The organism is uncultured Parasphingorhabdus sp., from assembly GCF_963975735.1.
In the GTDB taxonomy this organism is placed as follows: Bacteria; Pseudomonadota; Alphaproteobacteria; order Sphingomonadales; family Sphingomonadaceae; genus Parasphingorhabdus.
The window spans coordinates 147,945-155,000 of sequence record NZ_CAXBIA010000005.1 but is presented as its reverse complement, the minus strand read 5'-3'; the positions used below and the strand labels follow the sequence as shown (position 1 = coordinate 155,000).

6 protein-coding genes are annotated in these 7,056 nt (G+C 55.2%); 5 read left to right on the top strand and 1 reads right to left on the bottom strand.

Annotated features, from left to right (window positions below; translation table 11 throughout):
* The first annotated feature begins 507 nt into the window (after positions 1-507).
* From AACZ86_RS08710 to AACZ86_RS08690, 5 genes are all read left to right on the top strand, one after another.
* Positions 508-900: a c-type cytochrome gene (locus AACZ86_RS08710; RefSeq protein WP_339691459.1), complete on the top strand. Its 393-nt coding sequence runs from the start codon at positions 508-510 to the stop codon at positions 898-900.
* Positions 900-2,318, top strand: a complete 1,419-nt coding sequence (locus tag AACZ86_RS08705; RefSeq protein ID WP_339691457.1) for a D-arabinono-1,4-lactone oxidase — start codon at positions 900-902, stop codon at positions 2,316-2,318. The genes AACZ86_RS08710 and AACZ86_RS08705 overlap by 1 nt, the downstream gene beginning before the upstream one ends.
* 28 nt (positions 2,319-2,346) lie before the next feature.
* Positions 2,347-3,624 carry an alanine racemase gene (locus AACZ86_RS08700; RefSeq protein ID WP_339691455.1) on the top strand — a complete coding sequence of 426 codons (1,278 nt, stop codon included), beginning with the start codon at positions 2,347-2,349 and terminating at the stop codon, positions 3,622-3,624.
* A gap of 100 nt (positions 3,625-3,724) precedes the next feature.
* On the top strand, positions 3,725-4,339 hold the full coding sequence (locus tag AACZ86_RS08695) for a TetR/AcrR family transcriptional regulator (RefSeq protein ID WP_339691453.1): 615 nt from the start codon (positions 3,725-3,727) through the stop codon (positions 4,337-4,339).
* Between the two features lie 137 nt (positions 4,340-4,476).
* Positions 4,477-5,385, top strand: coding sequence for a glutathione S-transferase family protein (locus tag AACZ86_RS08690; protein WP_339691450.1), 909 nt, complete (start codon positions 4,477-4,479; stop codon positions 5,383-5,385).
* Between the two features lie 258 nt (positions 5,386-5,643).
* Here AACZ86_RS08690 and AACZ86_RS08685 read toward each other — a convergent pair whose 3' ends face one another.
* The gene (locus tag AACZ86_RS08685; protein ID WP_339691448.1) at positions 5,644-7,023 is read right to left on the bottom strand and encodes a glycoside hydrolase family 140 protein; all 1,380 of its coding nucleotides are present in this window, start codon (positions 7,021-7,023) and stop codon (positions 5,644-5,646) included.
* Positions 7,024-7,056: the final 33 nt, after the last annotated feature.

Sequence of the window (7,056 nt, the reverse complement as noted above, 5' to 3'; positions counted from 1 at the left end):
AGCCGCGTCGTCCTGATGAAATGTCCTCTAGATGGATGAACTGATTCGGTCAACAGCGCTGACGCAAAATAATCATTCTTCTTTTCTCGCTCTGCCTGGCGGGGGACTCTCACCTCTGCCAGGACTGACAAAACGAACTTGAGTGCAGCAGAATTCCGCCGTTTGCAAAAGTCTGTTGTGAAGAAGAGATCGCCCTGTGCTGCGGGGCCAAAGTCACAGGACGAAAGATTGAAAGCACATCCCCTGCCCTAGACTCCGAGCCGATCATCACCGCCGTGACGTTGAAGCTCGCGACTCACGAAAGCGATGGAGCCGGCACACCTATCCCGATTCACCCGGAAGGAAAGTAACCGGGCACCCCAAGGCGTTGCTCCATGAATCGAATGGCCAGCTTTGCCGGATGCCCTCCATTGATCAAATCCATTCTCTCATTCCGCGATTTCAGTTGCAGAACCATTGATTTGCTATAATCGTAGTATTTACTATCTTATAAGGGAGGGGAGTGAAATGCGCGGGTTACTAACAGCGGTTCTGTTGCTGTCAGCATGCGGTTCCAACACCGGAGACAGTTCTTCAGGCGGAGCGGGTGTTAAAGCGGTTGATCTTACACCCAGCGCAGAGCAGATCCACTTTGCCCGTACCGCGGTTCCGGCAGACAGCAATCTGGCCGCAAAATATGAACGGTCCTGCCGGACCTGTCACAGCGCGGTCGATGCTGCAGCGCCGTTAACCGGTCACAAGGAAGCGTGGACCGGCAGGTTAAGCGAAAGAGGGAAAGCGGGTCTGCTTGCACACACGAAAACTGGATTTAATGCGATGCCGGCCATGGGTCTCTGCAATGATTGTAGCGACGAGGACCTGAACGCGATGATTGAATTCATGTCGGGGAGGACAGAATAATGTCAATGTCACGCAGAGCGGTTTTACTGGGGGGCGGTGTTGCAGCCGCAGCTGTAGCTATTCCGGTCGGTAGCCATCTGGTCTGGCGTTCAAAAGAATTCCAGCGTCCCGATTTCAATCCAGACTGGCCCACGGCACCTGCCGGCGAGCGGTCCTGGATGAATTGGTCGGGGATCGAACGTGCCACGCCGAAACAGATTGCCGCTCCGACCAGCGTCGACGAGATTATCGAGGTTCTGAAGTCTTCGCCCGCCCCCATCCGTGCGGTCGGAAGCGGGCACAGTTTTTCCGCCCTTGTTCCATCCGAAGGTACTATATTGGATATTGGCGCGATTGCCGGTCTGCAAAAATATGACATCGCCGCGCAGACAGCATCTTTCGGTGCCGGCACCCGTCTTCAGCACGCTGCTCGCGCGCTGAGCGAACATGGCCTCGGGTTCGAGAATATGCCGGATATCGACATACCGACCTTCGCCGGAGCCTGTTCGACCGGCACCCATGGTACCGGCTATGATATGACGGCTATTCATGATTATGTCGAAGGCTTCCAACTGATTACCGCCTCTGGCGAGATCAAGGAAGTCAGTCGCAGCAGCGATCCCGATCTTTTCGCAGCAGGCAAGGTTTCGCTGGGCGCTTTGGGCATTATCACGCGTTATGACCTTAAGGTTTCAAAGGAGGTAAATTTACGCAGAAAGGTAACCGTCCTACCCATCGGTGAATTGCTGGAGCAGTTTGAAGACAATTTCAAAAAGCACAGGAATTTCGAATTTTATTATCTGCCGAACACCGGCATGGCTGCCACGATCGTCCTCGATTTGCACGAAGGCGAAATTACCGGACGCGCACCCACTCAAGATGATGATACGCTGGAACAGCTACAGTCTCTCCGCGATAATTTTGGATGGGCACCGTGGCTGCGATCAAAAATCGCACAAAGCGCTCTCAAGCCCGGGGTTTTCGAGGATGAAAGCGACAAGAGCTGGAAATTGCTTTCTACCGCACGGCCCACCAAGTTCAATGAAATGGAATATCATATTCCACTGGATGAAGGCTTGAAAGCCGTCCGAAAAGTGATCGAGATGGCCGACGCACGGAACTTCTTCTTCTTCCCGATCGAAGTCAGGGTCACGGCACCCGACGATGCCTGGCTGAGCCCGTTTAATGATGGACGGAGGGTTTCGATTTCCATTCATGCTGCACGCAACGAAGAATATGATTATTTCTTCTCTGATTTCGAACCTATGTTTCTGGAAACGGGAGGCAGACCGCATTGGGGAAAATTGCACAGCCTGGAGGCCAGGCAACTGGCAGGCATCTATCCCAAGTTCGAACAATTTGCCGAACTACGCCGCGATCTGGATCCCGGCGGCAAGTTTGCCACCCCCTATATGAGAAAAATCTGGGGCATTGCATGATCAGTCACTGGAGGGTGTTACGATGGGAATGAAAATCACGAGAAGAAAAATACTCGCAGGCAGCGCTGCACTGGTCACCGCGGCGATTATCGTGAACCGGCCTGCTGATGCCAGCGGTCCGCGAGATCCGTATTTTCTGGATATGCAAAAGGCATTAAAAGCTGCAGATATTGCGCAACCGACGCTGGTTGTGGATCGTGCACGGCTGAATGCGAATATCGATCAGCTGATGTCGGACCTCCCTCCCGGCATGGGTTATAGAATAGTTGCGAAGTCCCTGCCCTCCACCGAACTGCTCCAGCACGTCCGGACCCGGACCAAAACGGATCGGTTGATGACGTTCAATTTGCCGATGCTGATGACATTGTCGGAAACAATGCCCACAGCAAGCCAGTTGATCGGAAAACCGTTCCCCGCTCAGGCGGCGCAAAATTATCTGGAAAAATTGCCCGTCGAATATGCCGAGGCCACGCAGAATGTCCAATGGCTGATCGACACGCCGGAGCGTCTCGCGAAATATCAGGCGATTGGCGAAGCCGCCGGTTCTATCATGCCGATCAATATCGAACTGGACGTCGGCCTGCACCGGGGGGGTATGAAGCCGGGTTCGGAACTCGACGCGATGCTCAAAACAATAAAGGCCTCGAACAATCTCAAATTTGCCGGCTTCATGGGCTATGAACCCCATGTCGCGAAAATACCGGTGATAATGGGCTGGCAAGCACGCGTTAAAAATGAAGCCTGGAATATTTATCGCGCCGCGATCAACAATGCCCAGTCGGTATTTGGCCAAGATGTTCCTGAAACGATGACCCGCAACGCTGCTGGAAGTCCGACCTACCGCCTTTATAAGGACACCGGCATTGCAAATGAAATTTCAGCCGGCTCTGCTCTGGTCAAGCCTGTGGATTTCGACACCGAGTTGCTTCGCGATTTTCAGCCAGCCTCCTTTGTCGCAACCCCGGTTATAAAGAGTAGCAAGGATATGCAAACAGCGGGTCTGGAATTCGCCGATGGGCTGAAAAATGCATATGATCCGAATCTGGCGCAATCAGTCTTCATCCATGGCGGACACTGGCTTGCCGCTCCGGTCGATCCTCCAGGCCTGCGGCTGAACAGCACTTTCGGAAGATCCAGCAATCAGGAATTGTTAAACGCCGGGGCCTCTGCTGATATTGCGCCGGACGATTTTGTCTTCCTGAGACCAACCCAGAGCGAAGCGGTGTTTCTGCAATTTGGCGATATTGCTGTTTATGAAAATGGTCAAATTGTCGAAAAATGGTCGGTATTTCCGGCATCGGCATAGAATTGCAAAGGACCTTTCGACGGGCGAGTATTCTCCTCGATCGCCACGTCCAGGTTGGCTGATATCTTTACCCTGAAAGCGAAACAACCAGAAGGTAAGCATGCCCAAATCTACAAACCAGAAGACAGTTCCGGTGCAGGCGCGCGCCAGAGAAACTTACGAGCTACTGCTGACCTCCGCCCAGGAAATATTGGATGAATTGGGTTTCGAAGCTCTCAATTCGAATATTGTCTGTCAGCGCGCGGAGTTGACGCCGCCGGCATTTTACAGATATTTCAGCGATAAATATGATATTTTGGCTATCCTCGGCAACAGGCTGATGGATGTGCAAAATGCTGTTCTGGAAGCTGGAGACGATAGCATTTCTTTTACCAGGGAGAGCTTTATCAAGCGATCCATCGCGGCCCAACATGCGACAATAGCGGTGACGAAAGAATTTATGGGTGCCTATCCGCTGCTGGTGTCGATGCGCGCCATTCCCGAACTGCGTCCGGTTCGTATAAATTCACACGATAAAATGTCTGCTGTTGTTGCTGCGCAGCTCCACGCACAGGGGGCCCAAGGGGGATTCACCGAGTTGCAGGCAAAATGCCGGCTTGGGATTGAAATGGGATATGCATCGCTGGAGATGCTTTTTGAAACGGATTTCGAAAATCAGGAAATGGTCATACTTGGTACAGCCAACGCGTTGTTTGGAATAATCGATATGGCTTAAGCGTTCCGCAATGCTCCGAGCCGCCCGCCAGCCGACAACGCCGTGGCGGCGACTAACCTCGCAATTGCTGTAGGGACCAAGTTGACCGCTTCGGTTAAATCCTGCATCGATTGGTGATAATATCGGAAAGGTCCACGATGCCTGACATTCTGTTTCATCAATATGATAGCTCGCCCTTTTCAGAGAAAGTGCGCGTTTGCCTGGGCATCAAGAATCTCGCCTGGGCCGCAGTTGATCAACCGGTCATCATGCCCAAACCCGAACTTGTCGCGCTGACGGGCGGCTATCGCCGTATTCCGGTCATGCAGATCGGTGCAGATATTTACTGCGACAGCCAGCTCATCGTCAGGGAGCTTGAGCGACGTTCTCCCGAACCATCTCTGTTTCCGCAGGGCGACCACGGTCTGGCACACGCCAATGCGATGTGGTCGGACCGCGCGCTATTCCAGACAGCGGTCGCGATCATCTTCGGTGGGCTCGGCGACAAAGTCCCGGCAGCTTTTATAAACGACCGCGCAGCCCTGTCCGGACGTCCGTTTGATCCGGCTGCGATGCAGGCGGCTGTCCCCCATATGGAAGCGCAGTTGCGGGCACATGTCGCCTTGCTGTCCGACCAGCTTGCGGACGGGCGCAGGTTCCTGACCGGTGACCGCGCCGGACTGGTTGACGCGAACGCCTATTACAACCTCTGGTTCATCCGGTCTGCCTATCCGCCAGCGACAAGCCTGTTCGAGAGCATGGCTCAAGTCCCGGAATGGTTGGAACGGGTACGGGCGATTGGTCATGGCGAGCGATCAGCGGTTAGCCGCGAGGACGCGCTCGATATTGCGCGGACATCCGAGCCGGTGCCCGGCACAGTTGCGCCCCGGGACGCCGAACTCGAAGGCAAGCGAGTGACCGTTGCCGCCGACGACTATGGGCGCGACGCGGTCACCGGCCTGCTTGTCGGCTCGTCCGAACATCATGTCTCGATCAGCCGCGAAGATCCCCGGGCCGGCCAGGTCTTTGTCCATTTCCCGCGCATAGGATTCTCCGTGCAGAGTTAACGCAGCGTACTGCGTGAAGAATTCGCGGCTGCCGGTTTCCAAGACCGGCGCCAAAACCGTCCATTTTTTTCATGGACTTCCGCGCTTGTTATCAATTTGACCAGATATCTAAGATAACCGACCGAGGCTCTCGTGAGGTCGAAAGAAAGCCTTCACGCGAGCATTGCTGCGTAAATTGAATCCATCCCAGCTAGCGCCCCCTTCTTCGACTTTGATTTCGGGGTACGACAAATCACGGTTTATACATAGATCCGGACATTATTTCTGCCCGTTCAGCACCAGCACCCAGTCTTTCCCGCGACCTCTGGATGGCGGAACAAAGCTCTGGATACCCTGGCTCTGCTCGGTCCGGAAAGCATAGCTTACGCCGTAGCGCGGATCGAACCACGCCTGGCTGTGCATATTGTCCTTCCCCGGGGTCAATGCGCCAAGATCGAGCGTGAACGGCTCCCCGCGCGGAGTATAAACCAGAATGGTGGATCCGCCATTGGTGGTCGCGGCGCGTATCTTGGCCGGACCGTCTCTGGGGCCGTCCTTGATCAGATCCTGCCGGGGCTCCATTGTCTCAAAGTGATTTTCCTCCATCAGCCGCCGCAGATAGCCCATCTGCCGCGCACCGGGATCATCGAGCGCAACATACCACGGACGGTTCGCGCCGATTGCGGGATCACGCCCCGGCTGCCACATCTGCCAGATATTGTTGTTGCCATAGCTATGGCCGGCGGCACCGGCCAGAACGGCCCACCATGCAGCCTGACGCACGTCGTCGTCGTCGAAGCGAAGGCGCGGGTCATGGCCCTGATTGTAAAAACCTACTGCTATGCCTTCGTAGCGCGGCTCGCCGTCGATTACCGGACGCTTCGGCTGCACTGCACGGTCATGTTCCACATAGAGCCCGGTATCGAGGTCCGCTGCGGCATGGGACGACTGGTTCATATAAAAATCCAGCCATGGCGCATCGCTCACCTGAACCGATGACATCCCGGGACCGCGCGGGTGGAAGGTGATCAGATGCTTCCCTCCGTCACCGCTTCGCAGGCCGTTGGCCAAGGCATCGATAATCGCGCGCTCGTTCTTGGAGCGGATGTTGGAATCGCCGCCAAGAATCCAGATCACGTCGGCGTCGCGGTAGCGCTGGCCCAGAAACCGGCCATAGGTTTCGGCATTTTTGGTATCAAAAATCTGCGTCTCGCCATCGCGCCAATAGCGGCCCCAGGACGGCAGGAAACCGACGACCAGGCCCAGCTCGTTGGCGCGCCGGACCACATGATCGACATGGGCGAAATAGGCTTCATTCGGCTTTGACGGATTCAGGTCTGCCAGAGGCAGGTCGCCATATGCGTTCGGTTCGACCAAGCCGTTCAGTTCGGACAGCGCTACCGCCTGAATAACGCTGAACCCCTTTTCGGCGCGGTCCCTGAGATAGCGATCCGCTTGCTCCCGATCGAGACGGTGGAACAAGGCCCAGGCGGTGTCCGCCATATAGAAGAAGGGACGTCCGTCCGCCCGCTCGAGATGTCGCATATCTTTCGATATTCTGATCGCTTCCTGCGACTTTTGCGCCGACACCGGCGTCGCGGATATGATCGCTGCAGCCAGCGTAAGAGCGGCGATAAAACCAGTCAGGGTGGGCCTCATTCACTATCTCCCGAGAAGTGTCGTTTTAGGTAA

Excerpts from the sequence above, each read along its gene's own strand:
- AACZ86_RS08690 (WP_339691450.1), top strand. The coding sequence starts at position 4,477 with ATGCCTGACATTCTGTTTCATCAATATGATAGCTCGCCCTTTTCAGAG.
- AACZ86_RS08700 (WP_339691455.1), top strand. The coding sequence starts at position 2,347 with ATGAAAATCACGAGAAGAAAAATACTCGCAGGCAGCGCTGCACTGGTC.
- AACZ86_RS08705 (WP_339691457.1), top strand. The coding sequence starts at position 900 with ATGTCAATGTCACGCAGAGCGGTTTTACTGGGGGGCGGTGTTGCAGCC.
- AACZ86_RS08710 (WP_339691459.1), top strand. The coding sequence starts at position 508 with ATGCGCGGGTTACTAACAGCGGTTCTGTTGCTGTCAGCATGCGGTTCC.
- AACZ86_RS08685 (WP_339691448.1), bottom strand. The coding sequence starts at position 7,023 with ATGAGGCCCACCCTGACTGGTTTTATCGCCGCTCTTACGCTGGCTGCA.
- AACZ86_RS08695 (WP_339691453.1), top strand. The coding sequence starts at position 3,725 with ATGCCCAAATCTACAAACCAGAAGACAGTTCCGGTGCAGGCGCGCGCC.